Origin of the sequence: Thalassolituus pacificus, assembly GCF_025318105.1 — a bacterium.
GTDB classification, from domain to species: Bacteria; Pseudomonadota; Gammaproteobacteria; order Pseudomonadales; family Oceanobacteraceae; genus Venatoribacter; species Venatoribacter pacificus.
The window spans coordinates 25,011-42,559 of the sequence record NZ_JAOANI010000032.1 but is presented as its reverse complement, the minus strand read 5'-3'; the positions used below and the strand labels follow the sequence as shown (position 1 = coordinate 42,559).

The window sequence follows — 17,549 nt, the reverse complement described above, 5'->3', positions numbered from 1 at the left end:
CCCGTTTGATTGGCGATAAACCGCTGGCTTTCTACACTGATATCACCTGTGCACACGGAACACTCAGGGAGGTTATATGCAGAGAGGGAATATGAGTGCATTTCAGTGGCGCAGTGTTTCAGGCCGGCGCTTGCTGGCCTGTGTGTTTGCATTCAGTCTGGCGCTTACCTTGCTGTCGGTGGCGGTTGCTGTTTACATCGATTACCGCAACGTATCCCGCAACAGCAATTACCTGCTGCAACAGATCGAAAAGGGCTATCTGCCCGCACTCGCACAGAGCGTGTGGAGTTTTGATATCCCCCAGGTTGAATCTCAGCTGAAGGCGTTAACTCACTTCCCTTATATCCGTTATGCCGGGTTGGATATTGGGAATGGTGAATACCTATCGGCCGGTTTTATGGATAACGCAACAGCGGCCGGCGATCCGGTCAGTCATCTGCCAACAGCCAGTCAGGAATGGCTGAGAGAGTTTGATCTGTATTACAACACAGGCACGGGCAGCCGTTTGGTCGGTCAGCTGCAACTGCAGCTCGATTCCCCGGCCATGCTGCAGCAGGTAATGGCAAATATACCGACGCTGCTGGTCATGCATTTTGTGAATATTCTGGCGGTCAGCGCATTTCTGTTATGGCTGTTAAACCGTCTGTTCCGGCGTTATTTCGGCGCGCACTGGCAGAGTATTACCGATTGGGCGGAGCGCGGCGATATACGCACTCCAGTGCATCTGGAATACGGGCCGGAAGAGGATGATGAGCTGATTCAGGTTACCCGGACCATTAATGATTTGTGTGCTCAGCTGCAACAGATTATGGCCGAGCGGGACCGCTCAGACAGTGAACTGCATCAGCTTAACTGCGACCTGGAGCAGCGGGTGGAAGAGCGTACGGGGGAGTTAAACAATGCCATTGCGTCCTTGAACCATCTGATTGATAACCTGCAGGAAAGCCGCCACGAACAAGTAGAAAATGAAAAAATGGCGCAACTGGGCAATCTGGTTGCTGGTGTTGCGCATGAGTTAAACACCCCTTTGGGCATTTGTGTGACCGCACGCAGCTATATTGAAGATTCGGTATTGTTGATTCAGCAACGGATAAAGGAAGGTAAATTAGACAAAAATACCTTCTCGGCTCAGCTTAATAATATTTCAGAAGGACTATTACTCATTGATGAAAATCTGAACCGCTCCCACCGCTTGGTGCGAACGTTTAAATCACTGGCGGTGGATAAAGAAAGTGATTTCCGCTCACGTTTCTCGCTGGACGAATTTTTGCAGGAGTTTGCCGGTAACAATGAAGACTTTATCGTCGAAGAAAATAACTGCCGGATTGATTATGACATCAGCCAACCCATTATTATGAATACCTGTCGTCAGACACTGGGGCTGGTGATAGCCGCATTGATTGGCAATTCGCTGGATCATGGCTATCCCGAGGGTGGAGACAGCCATATTCAGATGCATGCGACGGTTGATACAACCGACAACCTGCTGACACTGATATATGAAGACGATGGCATTGGTATTGGTGATGAAGTGCGCCAGCGTATTTTTGATCCGTTTTTTACCACCGGACGCAGTCGCGGTAAAACCGGATTGGGGATGCACCTCGCCTATAATCTGGTCACTCGCATTCTGTATGGCAATATCGAAGTGCGCGAGCGCCGTCAGGGTGCGGAAAACCCTGGCGCAGAAATTCACCTGCGTATACCGCTGGATCTTGACCGTTATGAGCGGACAATGGATGAGCAGGGCTTAAAGCTGGTGATTAATAATCACTGATGCATGTATAACAGAGGCTATTCAGGCCTCTGTTATACCGGTGCTATCCGTTGTTGCAGCTTGATCGTCGACCAGTGCCAGATACGCTGCCCGCCCAGGAGGGGTTAAACCACAGCCACGCAGGATCATATCTTCAAGAAAATCCCCAATACGCAGGATATCGTCTTCTTCGTACTGACGCTTATTGGTTACTTCCAGAACCTGGGTTTCAAAGTCGGCATAATGCTGTGTTGACGACCAGATCATAAAAATCAGATGGGTCGGATCAACCGCGCGTATTTTACCGGCATCAATCCAGCTTTGAATAACCAGTGTTTTTTCCCTGACCCACTGGCGCATTGCGCCGCTGATATAATCTTTCAGGTAAGGCGCACCCTGAATAATCTCCATGGCAAAAATCTTGGAAGCATTCGGGTGAGTATAAGAAAGACGGATTTTGGTACGGATAAACAGACTGAGAATCCGCGCCGGATCACTGTCGGAATTGATATCAGACAGCACCTCGTTCCAGGTGGTCAGGATATTTTCCAGCAGGGCACGATATAAATTGCCCTTGTTCTTAAAGTAATAATGAATATTGGCTTTAGGAACGCCGGCACGATCAGCAATGGCCTGCATACTGGTGCCTTTAAAACCATGCAGAACAAACTCCTGCTCGGCGGCGGCAAGAATATTTTCGTTATTGCGCTCGCGAATGGCGCCGGTTTTGTACTTCTGTGTGCTCATGTGTATTCCATTCAGTGGAATCCCTGAAGAACGGCAATCATAACATAAGTAATCTGCCGTTTGCGGCAGGGACAAAAAAGGGAGCCTAAGCTCCCTTTGGGTCAAGCAAGTCTTACAGGTGTACTTTCAGCAGAGCGCTGACAACGTTCTGGTCAACACCTTCGATGCCGTACTTGTTACCCCAGTAGCTGTATTCGATACCCACTTTCACTTTACTGAAGGTTTTTCCGATGACAGGTGCCAGATCGTAAGTGATTTGTGGATTGAAGTGCAGGTTGGCTTTGCTGCCACCACGGTTACCATCGGCTTCTACCTGAGTGGAGTAATCAATATAACCGTCGATATTGAAAGCACCGGCAGACCAGCCGTAGGTCAGGGTCAGCTGGTAATCGTCTGCGGTATTGTCGTTCAATGCATAGAATACCGTGGCGCTGGCGAAGTTCATGCCTGGGATATTGAGGTCGGCACCAACACCATACAAGTAGTTATCAAAGCCGCCCGAACTGGATTCCAGAGTGAATGCAGCATTAACGTTTTTAACGAGGCCACCCTCAAAAGATTTCAGGGTTACTTTAGGTGAAAATTCACTGTAAGTGGCAGTAAAACCATCTTCACCTACGTGACGATCCATAAAGTAGAATAAGCCGCCCCAGCTGTGACCGGAAACGTGTTCCAGAGTGTAGGTGGTAAGTGCGAAAGTATCATCTTGCAGGTCGCCGTTAAAAGGACCATCGACTTTATAGTCTGAGCCGTACAGTACCGATACGCTGTTGTCAGCCCAGAATTGTTCTGCCTGAACAGCGCTTGATGCGGCAGCGATAACTGCCATAGCTAAAAGTTGCTTTTTCATGTTTCTCTCCAGATTTAACAAAGTGTTATTTCTAATAAGTTGTATAAATTTTGGTTTTAATCAACGCACCTAATCTATCAATCAATTCCTTTTTTTTCATCTGCTTGCAGATAAATTTCCTATTATTTTTAACATTGACCATTTTGGTCTTTTTATCATTTCCGGAAAGTTATCCGGGCAATGGTTCTGCAGCATTCAGAAATAATTTTATTCTGAATTAATGTCAGAGAATCGGGCCTGCCTGCGGTTCTGTAAACAGCAGGTCAGGCCAGTATCTTCTAGGGTCTGTCGACACTAATTAAACAGACCTGTTATCGGCTAAAAATTTCTCAGGCAAGGCGCTGAGAGTGTGGCCTAACGGGTTAAGCGAGCGAACAGTAACGTAGGATGAGGGATTTTTAGCCATAACCCTTCGGGCTGAGGCCAGTTTTCCCCATTAACATCGTCGTTCGTCATTCATTTAGCCCGCTAATATCACTCCTCTCTCCTTGTTCTGAGAAAAACTGGCTCTCAGCAGGCCGGATTTACTTAGTGTCAACAGGCCCTAGTTTTTAAGCCAGTGGTCGGTACGGCTGGCCAATAGACTTGGGTGCACTCATTTTGGTTTTAATGGCATCGGATGACAGCCAGACCAGCACAATAATAGTCGCCACATAAGGCAGCATAGCCATAATGTTTGGCGGAACTTCAAAGCGTGTGCCCTGCAGTACCAGATGCAGAATGCTGGCAAAACCAAATAGGTAAGCACCGAGCAGAATACGTTCGGCTTTCCAGCTGGCAAATACGACCAGTGATAATGCGATCCAGCCACGCCCGGCAGACATGCCGTCACTCCACATCGGGGTGTAAACCAATGACAAATACGCACCAGCCAGGCCGGTCATCGCACCACCAAAAAGCACAGCCATAAAGCGAATCTGCTGAACATTAATACCGATGGCATTGGCAGCTTCCGGATTTTCGCCAACGGCACGGATTTTTAAACCCAGGCGGGTGCTGCGGAATACCCAGAACACCAGAGCGAATAATGTCAGGGTTAAATACACCAGCGGATCATGCTGAAACAGCACCTTACCGATTACCGGAATATCGCTGAGCAGCGGAACCGACCAGACCTGAATGCCCTCAAGGCCGATACCAATATAATTAGTACCCAGAAAGGCACTCAGACCGCCACCAAAAATGGTCAGCGCCAGACCGGTTGCCACCTGATTGGAAGCCAGAGTGATTGACAGGTAACCAAACAAAAAAGCCATGCCCATACCGGCGAATATGGCGCAGAAGGTTGCCAGGAAATAATTGCCGGTTACCGATGCGGCAATAAAACCGACCACCGCACCCACCAATAACATACCTTCCTGACCCAGGTTCAGAACGCCGGATTTCTCGCAGACCATTTCACCCAGTGCAATCAGAATAAGCGGAGTGCCTGTTTTGAATGTTGCAAACAGAATATTAGTAATTAAATCGATATCCATGACTCAGGCCCGGGCAGTACGAGGTTGAAAGACAATGCGATAACTGATCAACAGATCCGCAGCCAGCAGGAAGAACAACAGCATTCCCTGGAATAAACCGGTCAGGGATTTCGGCAGGCTCATTTCGATCTGCACCATTTCCCCGCCCATAAATGTCAGTGCCAGCAGCATACTGGCCAGCAGAATACCGAAGGGCTGCATGCGGCCTAAAAAGACGACAATAATGGCCGCATAGCCATAGCCAGGAGAAACATGCGGGATAAGCTGACCAATCGGGCCGGTGACTTCAGACACACCGGCAAGGCCCGCCAAGGCACCACAGACTAATAAGGCAACCCAGGTCAGGCGGTTGGTGTTGAAGCCGGCATAACGTGCGGCTTTGGCATCTTCACCCAACACCTGAATCTGATAACCAACCCAGCTGCGGGCCATGACCGTCCAGATAACCACGGTAAAAAACAGCGCAAACAGAATGGAAATATTCAAACGGTAATCGTCGCTGAATAAGGGTAGTAATGCGGCATCGGCAAACATGGCGGATTCCGGAAAGTTAAACCCGGCCGGATCGCGTAACGGTCCGTGTACGGCGTACAGCAGAGCATTCAGTGCAATGTAGTTAAGCATGATGGTGGTCAGAATTTCATTGGCGTTAAAGCGGGTTTTCAGCCACGCAGCCAATGCTCCCCACAATAAACCACTGATGCTGCCGGCAATCAGAATCGGCACTAATACCCAGCGGCTTTCGGCATCAAGAAACTGCAGTGCGGCCATACTGCCGCCCAGAGCACCCATAATAAACTGGCCTTCGGCACCGATATTCCAGATTTTGGCGCGGTAACATAATGTCAGACCCATCGCACACAGTAACAACGGCGCTACTTTTATTCCCAGTTCAGTCCAGCCATAAGTATTGGTCAGTGGCGAGATAAAAAAGGTATACAGCGCGTGCAGCGGATCATGCCCCAGCACCGAAAACAGCAGTGCACCGGCCAGCAGGGTCAGCACAATAGCGATAAGAGGGGATACATAACTCATCAGGCGTGAGTCGGCCTGGCGTTTTTCAAGCTTAAGCATGTGCGCTCTCCACAGCGGATGGATTGGCACTGTCGTGACCAAATTGACCGGCCATCCATTGACCCAGTGTTTCAATGCCCACTTCCTGGGTTGGTTTTACCGGGCTCAATTGCCCATCACAAATAGCACCGATGCGGTCGGATATCTGATACAGCTCATCAATATCTTCCGATACCACAATAATGGCGGCACCTTCGTCACGCAGTTGAATCAGTGCGTGGCGGATTAAAATGGCAGCGCCAATATCCACACCCCAGGTCGGGTGAGAACACACGAGCAATTTCGGTTGCTGTTCTATTTCGCGGCCAATAATGAATTTTTGCAGGTTACCGCCGGACAGGCTTTTGGCCTGAGCGTATTCGTTGGCGCATTTCACATTATATTTTTCAATAATATCGCGGGCGAATTCGCGTACTTTGCGGTAGTTAATCCAACCGTTGGCTTTTAAATCACGATGACTGCTGCTGAGCAGGGTATTTTCAACCAGTGACATATTGGGCACGGCACCGCGCCCCAGACGCTCTTCAGGCACAAACGCAAAGCCCAGGCGACGGCGCTGATCGGGGCTCATGGCACCGATATTCTGGCCGAGTAATTCAATGCTCTCAGCGCGGGTGATTTCTTCACCGCTGAGCAGAGCGCAGAGTTCATCCTGACCATTACCGGCAACACCCGCGATGCCGAGAATTTCGCCGGCTTTTACTTTCAGGTTCAGATTATTAAGGGTCACGCCGAACGGATCTTCCGGCGCAAAGCTGAGGTTGTTCAGGCTGAGGGCGGTCTCTCCGCCTTCGGCTTTCTGATAATTCTGATTCAGCGGGGTATCTTCACCCACCATCATCCGCGCCAGGTCTTCACTGCTGACATCCTGTGGATTGCAGCGGCCGGTAACCCGGCCATTACGCAGTACGGTGGCGGCATTACACAGCTCGGTGACTTCATCGAGCTTGTGCGAAATAAACAGAATGGAGCAGCCTTCGGCGGCCAGGGTTTTCAGGGTGCGGAACAGTTCGCGCACTTCCTGTGGGGTAAGAACCGAAGTGGGTTCGTCGAGAATCAGCAGCTTAATGTCTTGCAGTAAACAGCGGACGATTTCCACCCGCTGCTGAGCCCCGACCGAGAGGGTGTGTACATGGCGATCAGGGTCCAGTGCCATTCCGTAGTGCGTAGAAATTTCACGGATGCGCTTACTTAGTGCTTCCATGTCACGGCTTTCTTCCGCCGGCAGACTCAGGGCAATGTTTTCGGCGACGGTCAGGGTTTCAAACAATGAAAAATGTTGAAACACCATACCAATACCCAGCTGGCGCGCGTGAGCCGGGCCGTTCATCTGAATGGCTTCTCCCTGCCAGACAATCTTACCGGCATCCGGTTTGATAACGCCGTAGATGATTTTCATCAGGGTGCTCTTGCCGGCGCCGTTTTCCCCAAGTAAGGCGTGGGTCTCGCCGGCATTCACCAACAATTCAATATCATCGTTGGCAAGGCAGCCCGGATACTCTTTGCGGATACCGCTCAGATGCAGGCGCATGGTTGATTCTTGTGCTGGCACTAAGATTCCTCAAATTTAAAAGCTGACCACTTGGACAAATCGTTAGCAATTAGCTTGCCACATGCTGCTGCTGCACATTTCAACATGTTTTGTTATATGCTTGACCAGTTGGTCAGGAAATTGCAAAGCATTCCCCGGACAGAATTCTCTACTGAAATTCAGCTATGTCGGGCGATGCTGCCGGGAATACGCCTTTAAAGCGTACAGGCCGCACGGATAAACAGAGCTGTCGGGCAGAAAACAGGTGTAAGCGTGATTCGATTTAACCTAAACGGTCGCTGGATTGAAGACAATAAAATTGATCCAAATTGTACCATTCTGAAATACCTGCGCACCACGATGATGCAACCTGATGCAAAAGAAGGTTGTGCCGCGGGTGATTGCGGTGCCTGCACATTGATGCTGGGCGAAATGACAGAGCGTGGTATTGAATACCGCACACTGAATGCCTGCATTGCGTTAATGGCCAATGCGCACGAACGCTATCTGTTAACGCCTTCCGGTATTGGCCGTGCCGGGCAATTGCATCCGGCACAGCAGGCAATGGTCGATTGCCATGGCTCGCAATGCGGATTCTGTACTCCGGGATTTGTTATGTCGCTGGCCAACCTGTATCAGCAGGCGGGTCTGCATGCGCAGCAGAGCGCATTAACCGATGAGCAGATTCACGCCGCCTTGTCCGGAAACCTGTGCCGCTGCACCGGTTATCGTCCGATTATCGAAGCGGCACATAAAATGGCAGAACTGCCAGCCTGTGATGTACGCGACATTTCTGCCCGCAGTGACGTACAAACGTTTAACCCGCAGGTGGAATCTTTATCGCCAGCGTCGCAGCAGGCCCTGCAGGACGTCGATGGTCGGCGTTTGTTTATGCCATTAACCGAAGAGCAACTGAAAGCTCTGCTGCAGGATTATCCGGACGCTTGCCTGTGGGCCGGCGGTACCGATGTGGGTCTGGAAATTACCCAACGCTTTAAACAATTCGACACCATTATTTGTCTTAACCGCATCACTGCACTTGCTCAGACGCAGGCGCTGGACGAGCAGTTGTGGTTGGGCGCCGGTGTTACCTACAGTCAGGCTGAGCATGAGCTGGCTGATCTTTTTCCTTCGTTTGCTCAGCTCTTGCATCGAATTGGCTCACGCCAAATCCGCAATATGGGCACTTTGGGGGGCAATATTGCTAATGCTTCACCGATTGGTGATACGCCCCCCGTTTTTTTAGCTCTAAATGCCACGCTGGAAATTGACGGAAATCATGGCCGCCGCGACGTTGCCATTGATGATTTTTATCTGGGGTATAAACAGACCGTGCTGCAGCCCGGTGAATATTTACGCGCCATACGCATTAATAAATTACAGAGCAGTGAATCGCTGACGCTGCATAAAATCAGTAAACGTTACGATGACGATATTTCAGCGGTGATGTTTGCACTGTATCTGGATGTACAGAGTAGCATTATTCAGAAAGCGCGTCTGGCCTGCGGCGGTGTTGCGGCCACACCATTACGTGCGTTAAAAACCGAACAGGCATTAATTGGCCAGCCGTTTTCTGAGCATACCTTTTTACAGGCAGCGAACTTAATCGATCAGGATTATCAGCCGCTGTCGGATGTCCGTGCCAGTAAAGAATATCGTCTGCAGGTCACGCGCAATCTGTTGCTGAAAAGCTATCTGGAATTAACCTCCGGACAGGCAGGAGATGCCGCATGAGTCACGTTTCTTCAAAAGTAACGCCCTGGGAAGCACGTCGTCAGCGTCCGGCCAAAGGTAAGAGCGGCAGTAAGCTGGCACATGAAAGCGCCGAAAAGCACGTGCTGGGCACTGCGACTTACATTGATGATATGCCGGAATTAGCGGGCACTTTATTTGCCACGGTGGGTAAAAGCACCATCGCCCATGGCAAAATTCTGTCGCTCGATTTAACCGCCGTGCGCAATGCGCCGGGAGTGGTGGATGTGATAACGCTGGATGATATTCCCGGCGAAAAAGACATTGGCCCGGTTTTTAAAGGCGATCCGATATTTGCCGATGGCGTGGTGGAATTTCACGGTCAGGCTTTATTTGCCGTTGTGGCCGAAAGCTTTGAACAGGCAAAGCGTGCCGTATTGCTGGCTAAGGTCAGTTACGAAGAGCAACCGCCGCTGTTAACTATTAAAGAGGCATTGCAACAAAACGCTTTTGTCCGTCCTGCACACAGTATGCAAAAAGGCGATGCGACAGCAGCCATTAATGCCGCGCCGTTGCAGCTGAGTGGCGAGCTGTATGTTAAAGGTCAGGAGCATTTTTATCTCGAAGGGCAAATCAGTTACGCCCTGCCCGCTGAAGACGGCGGTATTAAATTGTATTGCTCCAGCCAGCACCCATCGGAAGTGCAGAAACTGGTTGCTGAAGTACTCGACCTGCCAATCAACCATGTGCAGGTGGAAGTGCGGCGCATGGGCGGTGGTTTTGGTGGTAAAGAAACCCAGGCCGCCCAGTGGGGCTGTATTGCTTCGGTCTTTGCCCGACGTCTGAACCGCCCGGTAAAAATGCGTCTCGACCGCCAGGACGATATGGTATTAACCGGTAAGCGCCATGATTTTTATAACCGCTATCGTCTGGGTATTGATGAGAGCGGCAAGATTCTGGGGGCCGATATTGAGCTGGCCGGTTTTTGCGGATACTCGCCGGATTTATCCGACGCCATTGTTGATCGTGCGATGTTCCATGTGGATAACGCCTACGATCTGAATAACGCGCGGGTTATCGGCCACCGCTGTAAAACCAACACCGTATCCAATACCGCCTACCGCGGTTTTGGCGGGCCACAGGGGATGATTTTTGCCGAAGCCATGCTGGATGATATTGCCCGTAACGTGGGCAAAGATCCGCTGGATGTACGTAAAGCCAATTTTTACCGCGATGGCGGCAGTACCCATTATGGCCAGCCGGTGGAAGATTTTTATCTGCCGGAATTAGTTGAGCAGCTGGAGCAGGATTGTGATTATCGTGCCCGCCGTGCCGCCATTACAGAATTTAACCGCGCTAACCGCTGGAAAAAACGCGGGCTGGCATTAACACCAATCCGTTTTGGTATTTCATTTACCATTCAGTTTTTAAATCAGGCCGGTGCCCTGGTGCATATTTATACCGATGGATCGGTTCATCTGAACCATGGCGGTACCGAAATGGGGCAGGGCTTATTCACCAAAGTCGCGCAGGTGGTTGCCCATGAATTTGATATCGACATCGATATGGTTCAGGCCAGTGCCACGGCCACCGATAAAGTACCGAACACCTCGCCAACAGCGGCATCGTCCGGCTCGGATTTAAATGGTAAAGCGGCACAGAATGCCTGTCAGATTCTGAAATCGCGGCTGGTGCAGTTTGCGCAACAGCATTATCAGGTGAATGCCAGTGACGTACGCTTTATCAATAACCATGTAGTGATTGGCAGCGATGATGACAGTGCGCAATGGATTTCTTTTGCCGAGTTCGTCACGCTGGCGTATCAGAACCGGGTATCGCTTTCCACTACGGGTTATTACGCCACACCGAAAATTCATTACAACCGCGATACCGCCAGTGGCCGTCCGTTTTTTTACTTTGCTTTTGGCGCCTGTTGTGCGGAGGTGGAAGTCGATACCCTGACCGGCGAATACAAAGTACTGCGCGCCGATATTCTGCACGATGTGGGCCGCTCGCTGAATCCGGCGATTGATATCGGCCAGATAGAAGGGGCCTTTATTCAGGGCATGGGTTGGTTAACCACAGAAGAATTATTGTGGGACGATAAAGGCCGTCTGCAATCCAACTCCGCAGCGACCTATAAAATTCCGACTTCGGTTGATATTCCTGAGCACTTTAATGTGCAGTTGTTCGACCGCGCCAATGCCGAAGATACGATCTATAACTCCAAGGCTGTGGGCGAGCCGCCATTTATGCACGGTATTGCTGTGTGGTGTGCTCTGCGTGATGCCGTCGCCAGTGTGGCGGGTTATACAATCAGTCCGCCACTGGATACACCGGCAACCCCAGAGCGGGTATTAAATGCCGTGATGTTCTGTCAGCAGGAGAGTAAAGCATGAAATTTGTGCGCTGGTATGAAGCCATTGCCCGCTGCCAGCAACGCAGTGAATCCTATGTGATTGCTACGGTGATGGGCAGTGCGGGTTCTGTACCGCGTGATCCGGGCAGTAAAATGGTGATCACGGCACAGGATCAGTTTGACACTCTGGGTGGCGGTCAGCTTGAATTTCAATTAATTCAAAAAGCACGGCAGTGGCTGTCAGATAGTGCGCTTGCCGGAGCAGAGTTTTGCTCGCAGAAAATGGAGAAAATTCCATTAGCGGCCAAAGCCGGACAGTGCTGCGGTGGCAGTATCAGTGTGCTGTTAGAAATGTTTGTACTGGATACGGCCCCTCTGGTGGTATTGGGTGCCGGGCATGTAGCGAAGGCGCTGATGAATATTCTGGGCGGTCTGGAGCAGAGGGTCATCTGGGTGGATAACCGTCTTGAGCAGTTCCCGGCAATGGATGATCTGGCAGACAATATTGATTGTCGCTGCCTGGCTGATCCGGTCAGTATTATCGCCGAGCTCCCGGCCGGTAGCGAGCTGATGATTCTGACGCATAATCATCAGCTCGATTTTGATTTATTACAGGCCGCGTTAAACCGTGATGATTTTGCTTTTGTCGGTTGCATTGGCTCGGCGACTAAAACAGAACGCTTTACCCTGCGTTTGCAGCATGCTGGTTTCGATGCTGAGCAACTGGCGCAGCTGACTATGCCCATCGGTCTGGCAGAAGTCGGTGGCAAGTTACCGATGGAAGTGGCGGTCTCTATTGCCGCGCAGTTATTGGCGCGTAAAACCGCGCAGGTATCAGCACGCAAAACCGCGCAGGCATCTGCCGGAATTGATACCGATAAAAGCCGCCGTAAAGGTCTGAGCTGGAAACACATGCAGGAGGGACTGGCCAGTAACTCTTCTCTGCAGCCGCAAGTGGATATGAATAAGTAGTGTGTCATGGTCTGACGACCAATAGTTTCGTCCAATAATTCAGTCAACTGATTCATGCAAACGATTCAGTCTAACAATGTTGAGAACCGATATGAAAAACGAAGTGCATCCTTACAGCGAATGGATTGACCTGGCGAACCGTCGTCTGGGTGGACAGGTTCTGAGTTGCAGTGATGATTTTTTTGCCGAGATGGAAAACCTGATCAAACCGGAAGCTCCGGTGTTTATTGATGGGAAATACACCGATCGTGGTAAATGGATGGATGGCTGGGAAAGCCGCCGTAAACGCGTTGCCGGTTATGACTGGGCCATTCTTAAACTGGGTAATCAGGGGCGAATTAAAGGCTTTAACGTGTGCACCACACACTTTGCTGGTAATGCACCGCAACAGGTATCCATTGAAGCCTGCAACAGCAAAACGGCACCGGATAACAGCACTGAGTGGACGATGATCGTACCGCAGCAGGATGTAAATCCGGACAGCAATAATTTTATTGATTGTGATTCCACTGGTGTATGGACTCATTTACGCATCAACAGCTTCCCTGACGGCGGTATTGCCCGTTTACGTGTTTATGGTGAAGCGGTGATGGACAGTAACTGGTTCCTGCCAGGCGAGCCTGTGGATCTGGCTTTTGTGAAAAACGGTGCACGTCCGGTGTCGTGCAGCGATATGTTTTTCAGCTCCATGAGCAACCTGATCATGCCCGACCGTGGCGTGAACATGGGCGATGGCTGGGAAACCAAACGCCGCCGTGGTGGCCGTGAATGCGATTGGATTATTATTAAGCTGGCAGCAACCGGCTCCATTAAAAAAGTGGTGGTGGATACCGCACACTTTAAAGGCAATTATCCGGATGGTTTCTCACTGCTGGGTATTACCATGCCGGAAGGTGAGCATCCGCAGGAAACCTCTGAGTGGGTGCCGGTGATTGAGCGTCAGAAACTGACCGCCGATGCCGAACATTTCTACAAAGATGAAGTGATCAGTGGCGAGCAGACCTTTACCCATATCAAGCTGAATATGTACCCGGATGGTGGTATCAGCCGTTTGCGTGTATTGGGTTTTATCAGTAATGGTGAATAAAGGCGCAACTATGACTCTGGATGAATTGAATAATCTCAGCGCCGCTGACGCGGCGGCGGCCTTTACCAGTTGCTGTGCCGCTGAACGCTGGGTTGATCTGATGGTCGCCAGCCGTCCTTTTTCCGATACTAACGAGCTGCTGAAAACCGCCCACAGCCATTGGCAAACCATGGCAGAGAGTGATTTTCTGCAGGCTTTTACCGCCCACCCGAAAATTGGTGATGTGGAATCATTACGCGCAAAATATGCCAATACCAAAGCGTTGGCCGCGAATGAACAGAGTGGCGCGCAGAGCGCCAGCGAGTCGGTATTGCTGGCGCTGGCCAGTGGTAACCGCGAATATGAAGAAAAGTTTGGCTTTATCTTTATCGTATTTGCGACCGGTAAAAGTGCCGGGCAGATGCTGGAGCTATTACAGCAGCGCCTGCCAAATAACCGCGCTCAGGAAATTCAGAACGCAGCGGATAATCAGATGCAGATTACCGACCTGCGCTTAAAAAAATTGCTGGGGCTGGTTGGTGGATAACGCTCTGGCCAGACATCCGTCTGAACATATGCCTGAAAAGGACAACGTAATGCAGAAAAGTGTGATTACCACTCATATTCTTGATACTCAGCGCGGTCGTCCGGCGGTGGGCGTTGAAGTAACACTGTACCGTGCTGCCGGTGCTGATATCAGTGCGCCTGATTGGCAGCACATGGCAACCGCCTGCACCAATGACGATGGCCGGATCATCGACTGGTTGGGCGATCAGCAGCGTGAAAAAGGGTTATACCGTCTGGTATTCGCCTGTGGCGATTATTACCAGCGGCAGGGGCTGAGCACACTTTATCCTCAGGTTGAGATAGTGTTTGAAATTGATGCGCCGGACGAGCATTACCACATTCCTTTGTTGCTTTCAGCCAATGGCTATTCGACTTACCGGGGTTCCTGATATGGCAGCGACAGATGTGACAATACAATTGACGCCACAACCGCTGACCGCAGAACGTTTTGCGCCGTTTGGCGAGCTTGTCAGCGCGCGTGGTAAGCCGATTATGATTAATAACGGTACAACCGAGCGTTATCATAATCTGGCGCAGGTCACGCTGGGCGATGCCCCGCAAGCCGGGCAGGGCATTATCAGTATTTTCCGTGCCGAGCCGCGATTGCTGCCCATGCCCATTACCATGATGGAGCGCCATCCACTGGGCAGTCAGGCCTTTTTGCCAGCATCCGCCGAGCCTTATCTGATTCTGGTGTGTCTGAGTAAAACGGTGGATGGTGAAGAACAACCTGACCCGGCCACGCTGACACTGTTTTATGCAGAAGGTGCTGGCATTAATTACAAAGCAAATTGCTGGCATCATCCGTTGCTGGCGTTAAATCAAATCAGCGATTTCTGGATCGTAGACCGGCTTGGGCCGGGTAATAATCTGCAGGAATTTTTCTTTCCGGAACGCTGGGATATCAGCATTCACTTAGCTGATTAATTATTGAACGAGAGACATGACCATGAATTACCAGGGTTATCGCGCTGCGATTCTGCATTACACCCATGCACCAGCCAGTACTGCCAACAGCGCCGAGCCGGTTGCACATTATTTTGCCGATGGATTATTGGTTGTTGATGCCGATAACGGCACCGTCGTCGCGTGTGATGATGCCCAGACGCTGCTGGCCCAATACCCGAAATTGCCGGTAACGTGCTATGACAACGCTTTGCTGACCCCCGGCCTGATTGATACCCATGTGCATTATCCGCAGGTGGATGTGATTGCCTCCTATGGTGAGCAGTTATTAGATTGGCTGAATAATTACACCTTTCCGACCGAACTTAATTTTGCCGATCCGGCAGTCGCTACCGATGCCGCCGGTTTTTTCCTGAACGAACTGCTGAAAAACGGTACAACCACCGCTCTGGTTTTCGGTACTGTGCATAAAGGCTCCGTTGATGCCTTCTTTACCGAGAGTGAAAAACGCAATACCCGGATGATTTGTGGCAAGGTGATGATGAATCGTCATGCACCGGAAGGTTTGTGCGATACCGTGGAAAGCTCGGTTGCGGATAGCCAGGCGTTGATTGACCGCTGGCATAATAACGGTCGCCAGCTATACGCCATTACGCCGCGTTTTGCCATCACCTCAACCGCTGAGCAATTAGCCGCAGCGGGGGAATTACTGGCTGCTAATCCGGGCGTTTATATGCAGACTCATCTGGCTGAGAATCTGGATGAAATAGCCTTTGTGAAAGAATTATTCCCGGAGCGTAAAAGCTATCTGGATGTGTACGATTATTACGGTCTGTTGGGGGAGCGCAGCGTATTTGCCCACTGCGTGCATCTGGATGATGAAGACTATCGCCGCATGAGCGAAACCAACAGTAAGATTTCTTTCTGTCCTACTTCTAACCTGTTTTTAGGCAGTGGCTTATTTTCGCTGGAAAATCAGCCGCACCCGGTTGATGTCAGTGTCGCCACCGATGTCGGCGGCGGCACCAGTTTTTCCATGCTGCAGACCATGAATGAGGCTTACAAAATCTGTCAGTTAAAGGGCAGCAGCCTGTCGGCTCAGAAAGCGTTTTATATGATGACGCTGGGCAATGCCAAAGCGCTGTCGCTGGACGATAACATTGGTAATTTTGAACGCGGTAAAGAAGCCGACTTCGTAGTGTTCGATCTTGGCTGCACTGATTTAATGAAACGCCGTCAGGCCATCTGTAAAACGCTGGATGAAACCTTATTCAGCCTGATGATTCTCGGTGATGACCGTGCCGTTGCCGAAACCTGGGTGGCCGGCAAGAAACAGTGGCATAAAGCAGAGGGGCATTGCTGATGGAAGCCTATATCTTTGAGTGGCTGAATCTGTTCTTTCGCTGGTTTCATGTCATTGCCGGTGTCGCCTGGATTGGTGCTTCCTTTTATTTTGTCTGGCTGGACCTCAGCTTGCGTGAGCCACCGCAGTGGAAAAAAGATAAAGGTATTAAAGGTGATTTGTGGGCCATTCATGGTGGCGGGTTTTATGAGGTTGCCAAATATCAGTTAGGGCCGGAAAAAATGCCGCAAACCCTGCACTGGTTTAAATGGGAAGCTTATACCACCTGGCTGACCGGTTTTACCTTACTGTCGGTGATGTACTACTGGGGTGCGGATCAATACCTGATTGATCCGGCGAAAATGGCGCTTAGCCAATGGCAGGCGATTGCGATCAGCCTGGTATTTCTGACCGGTGCATTTGCTATCTATGAAACGTTAATTAAAAGTCCGCTGCGGGCGCATAATAAATCGTTTGCGATTATTCTTTATGCTCTGCTGGTCTTGGCTGCCTGGGGACTGGATCAGATTTTTTCCGATCGTGCGGCGTACCTGCATGTCGGTGCATTAATTGGCAGCATTATGGCGGGCAATGTGTTCTTTGGTATTATGCCGGCCCAGCGTGAACTGGTGCGAGCGGTAGAAGCAGGAGAACAGCCGCAGGCTAAGTTTGCCGAGCTGGCCAAATTGCGTTCTACCCATAATAACTATTTCACTCTGCCGCTGATTTTTATCATGATCAGCAATCACTACCCGATGACCTATGGCCATGAATATGGCTGGTTAATTCTGGCAGCTATCGGCTTTATCAGCGCATTTGCCCGTCACTTCTTTAATCTGAAAACCCAGGGCATTTTTAAACCCTGGATTTTAGTCGTAGCACTGATACTGATGCTGGGGCTGGCGGCGGTCATGGCTCCGCGTACGCCGCAGTTAGCGCAAGGTGAAACGGTGATTACTACACCACAGGCGTTGCATATTACCCAGCTGCGCTGTGCTGAGTGCCACAGCGAATCGCCATCCAGTGATATGTTCACCAGCGCCCCGGCGGGTATCGTGCTCGGCAATGAAGTGCAATTACTGCAATATAAAGATCGCATGCTCAGCGCTTTGCAAACCGGTTATATGCCACTGGCGAATATTACCGCGATGACCGACAGCGAACGCACGCAGCTGATTCTCTGGTTGCAGGTGCAGCCCTGAAGCCGGA

The 17,549-nt window shown here is 50.6% G+C and carries 15 protein-coding genes; 10 read left to right on the top strand and 5 right to left on the bottom strand.

Going from position 1 to position 17,549, the window contains the following annotated elements; translation table 11 throughout:
* The first annotated feature begins 91 nt into the window (after positions 1-91).
* Entirely contained in the window at positions 92-1,777 is a 1,686-nt protein-coding gene (locus NYR02_RS19055) for a sensor histidine kinase (RefSeq protein ID WP_260977951.1), read from the top strand.
* Between the two features lie 21 nt (positions 1,778-1,798).
* On the opposite strand, the gene NYR02_RS19050 is transcribed toward NYR02_RS19055, so the two are convergent.
* The 5 genes from NYR02_RS19050 to NYR02_RS19030 form a co-directional block, all read right to left on the bottom strand.
* Positions 1,799-2,503, bottom strand: a complete 705-nt coding sequence (locus NYR02_RS19050; RefSeq protein ID WP_260977950.1) for a TetR/AcrR family transcriptional regulator — start codon at positions 2,501-2,503, stop codon at positions 1,799-1,801.
* 112 nt (positions 2,504-2,615) lie between these two features.
* A complete protein-coding gene (locus tag NYR02_RS19045) occupies positions 2,616-3,353 on the bottom strand; it encodes a hypothetical protein (RefSeq protein WP_260977949.1) in 738 nt (245 codons plus the stop codon).
* Between the two features lie 551 nt (positions 3,354-3,904).
* The gene (locus NYR02_RS19040; protein WP_260977948.1) at positions 3,905-4,831 is read right to left on the bottom strand and encodes an ABC transporter permease; all 927 of its coding nucleotides are present in this window, start codon (positions 4,829-4,831) and stop codon (positions 3,905-3,907) included.
* A gap of 3 nt (positions 4,832-4,834) precedes the next feature.
* The gene (locus NYR02_RS19035; RefSeq protein WP_260977947.1) at positions 4,835-5,905 is read right to left on the bottom strand and encodes an ABC transporter permease; all 1,071 of its coding nucleotides are present in this window, start codon (positions 5,903-5,905) and stop codon (positions 4,835-4,837) included.
* The gene (locus NYR02_RS19030) at positions 5,898-7,436 is read right to left on the bottom strand and encodes an ABC transporter ATP-binding protein (protein ID WP_260978010.1); all 1,539 of its coding nucleotides are present in this window, start codon (positions 7,434-7,436) and stop codon (positions 5,898-5,900) included. Before NYR02_RS19030 ends, NYR02_RS19035 begins: the two co-directional genes overlap by 8 nt.
* Before the next feature lie 273 nt (positions 7,437-7,709).
* On the opposite strand from NYR02_RS19030, the gene xdhA reads away from it, so the two are divergent.
* The 9 genes from xdhA (at position 7,710) to NYR02_RS18985 (ending at position 17,542) form a co-directional block, all read left to right on the top strand.
* Complete coding sequence (gene xdhA, locus NYR02_RS19025) at positions 7,710-9,170, top strand: xanthine dehydrogenase small subunit (protein ID WP_260977946.1); 1,461 nt, start codon at positions 7,710-7,712, stop codon at positions 9,168-9,170.
* Positions 9,167-11,527: a xanthine dehydrogenase molybdopterin binding subunit gene (gene xdhB / locus NYR02_RS19020; RefSeq protein ID WP_260977945.1), complete on the top strand. Its 2,361-nt coding sequence runs from the start codon at positions 9,167-9,169 to the stop codon at positions 11,525-11,527. Before xdhA ends, xdhB begins: the two co-directional genes overlap by 4 nt.
* Positions 11,524-12,459 carry a xanthine dehydrogenase accessory protein XdhC gene (gene xdhC, locus NYR02_RS19015; RefSeq protein ID WP_260977944.1) on the top strand — a complete coding sequence of 312 codons (936 nt, stop codon included), beginning with the start codon at positions 11,524-11,526 and terminating at the stop codon, positions 12,457-12,459. The genes xdhB and xdhC overlap by 4 nt, the downstream gene beginning before the upstream one ends.
* Before the next feature lie 91 nt (positions 12,460-12,550).
* Positions 12,551-13,546: an allantoicase gene (gene alc / locus NYR02_RS19010; RefSeq protein ID WP_260977943.1), complete on the top strand. Its 996-nt coding sequence runs from the start codon at positions 12,551-12,553 to the stop codon at positions 13,544-13,546.
* Positions 13,547-13,556: 10 nt separating this feature from the next.
* Positions 13,557-14,072 (top strand): 2-oxo-4-hydroxy-4-carboxy-5-ureidoimidazoline decarboxylase, encoded by a 516-nt coding sequence (gene uraD / locus NYR02_RS19005; protein WP_260977942.1) that lies wholly within the window; start codon positions 13,557-13,559, stop codon positions 14,070-14,072.
* 49 nt (positions 14,073-14,121) lie between these two features.
* Positions 14,122-14,481 carry a hydroxyisourate hydrolase gene (gene uraH, locus NYR02_RS19000; RefSeq protein WP_260977941.1) on the top strand — a complete coding sequence of 120 codons (360 nt, stop codon included), beginning with the start codon at positions 14,122-14,124 and terminating at the stop codon, positions 14,479-14,481.
* Between the two features lies 1 nt (position 14,482).
* Complete coding sequence (locus NYR02_RS18995; protein WP_260977940.1) at positions 14,483-15,019, top strand: ureidoglycolate lyase; 537 nt, start codon at positions 14,483-14,485, stop codon at positions 15,017-15,019.
* A 16-nt stretch (positions 15,020-15,035) separates the two neighbouring features.
* Positions 15,036-16,361: a guanine deaminase gene (gene guaD, locus NYR02_RS18990; protein ID WP_260977939.1), complete on the top strand. Its 1,326-nt coding sequence runs from the start codon at positions 15,036-15,038 to the stop codon at positions 16,359-16,361.
* Positions 16,361-17,542 (top strand): urate hydroxylase PuuD, encoded by a 1,182-nt coding sequence (locus tag NYR02_RS18985; RefSeq protein ID WP_260977938.1) that lies wholly within the window; start codon positions 16,361-16,363, stop codon positions 17,540-17,542. Before guaD ends, NYR02_RS18985 begins: the two co-directional genes overlap by 1 nt.
* Positions 17,543-17,549: the final 7 nt, after the last annotated feature.

What these genes read in the sequence shown, in the direction of transcription:
- guaD (WP_260977939.1), top strand. Translation starts at nt 15,036, where the DNA reads ATGACCATGAATTACCAGGGTTATCGCGCTGCGATTCTGCATTACACC.
- NYR02_RS19050 (WP_260977950.1), bottom strand. Translation starts at nt 2,503, where the DNA reads ATGAGCACACAGAAGTACAAAACCGGCGCCATTCGCGAGCGCAATAAC.
- NYR02_RS18985 (WP_260977938.1), top strand. Translation starts at nt 16,361, where the DNA reads ATGGAAGCCTATATCTTTGAGTGGCTGAATCTGTTCTTTCGCTGGTTT.
- xdhB (WP_260977945.1), top strand. Translation starts at nt 9,167, where the DNA reads ATGAGTCACGTTTCTTCAAAAGTAACGCCCTGGGAAGCACGTCGTCAG.
- uraD (WP_260977942.1), top strand. Translation starts at nt 13,557, where the DNA reads ATGACTCTGGATGAATTGAATAATCTCAGCGCCGCTGACGCGGCGGCG.
- uraH (WP_260977941.1), top strand. Translation starts at nt 14,122, where the DNA reads ATGCAGAAAAGTGTGATTACCACTCATATTCTTGATACTCAGCGCGGT.
- xdhC (WP_260977944.1), top strand. Translation starts at nt 11,524, where the DNA reads ATGAAATTTGTGCGCTGGTATGAAGCCATTGCCCGCTGCCAGCAACGC.
- NYR02_RS19045 (WP_260977949.1), bottom strand. Translation starts at nt 3,353, where the DNA reads ATGAAAAAGCAACTTTTAGCTATGGCAGTTATCGCTGCCGCATCAAGC.
- NYR02_RS19035 (WP_260977947.1), bottom strand. Translation starts at nt 5,905, where the DNA reads ATGCTTAAGCTTGAAAAACGCCAGGCCGACTCACGCCTGATGAGTTAT.
- NYR02_RS19040 (WP_260977948.1), bottom strand. Translation starts at nt 4,831, where the DNA reads ATGGATATCGATTTAATTACTAATATTCTGTTTGCAACATTCAAAACA.
- NYR02_RS18995 (WP_260977940.1), top strand. Translation starts at nt 14,483, where the DNA reads ATGGCAGCGACAGATGTGACAATACAATTGACGCCACAACCGCTGACC.
- NYR02_RS19055 (WP_260977951.1), top strand. Translation starts at nt 92, where the DNA reads ATGAGTGCATTTCAGTGGCGCAGTGTTTCAGGCCGGCGCTTGCTGGCC.
- alc (WP_260977943.1), top strand. Translation starts at nt 12,551, where the DNA reads ATGAAAAACGAAGTGCATCCTTACAGCGAATGGATTGACCTGGCGAAC.
- NYR02_RS19030 (WP_260978010.1), bottom strand. Translation starts at nt 7,436, where the DNA reads ATGCGCCTGCATCTGAGCGGTATCCGCAAAGAGTATCCGGGCTGCCTT.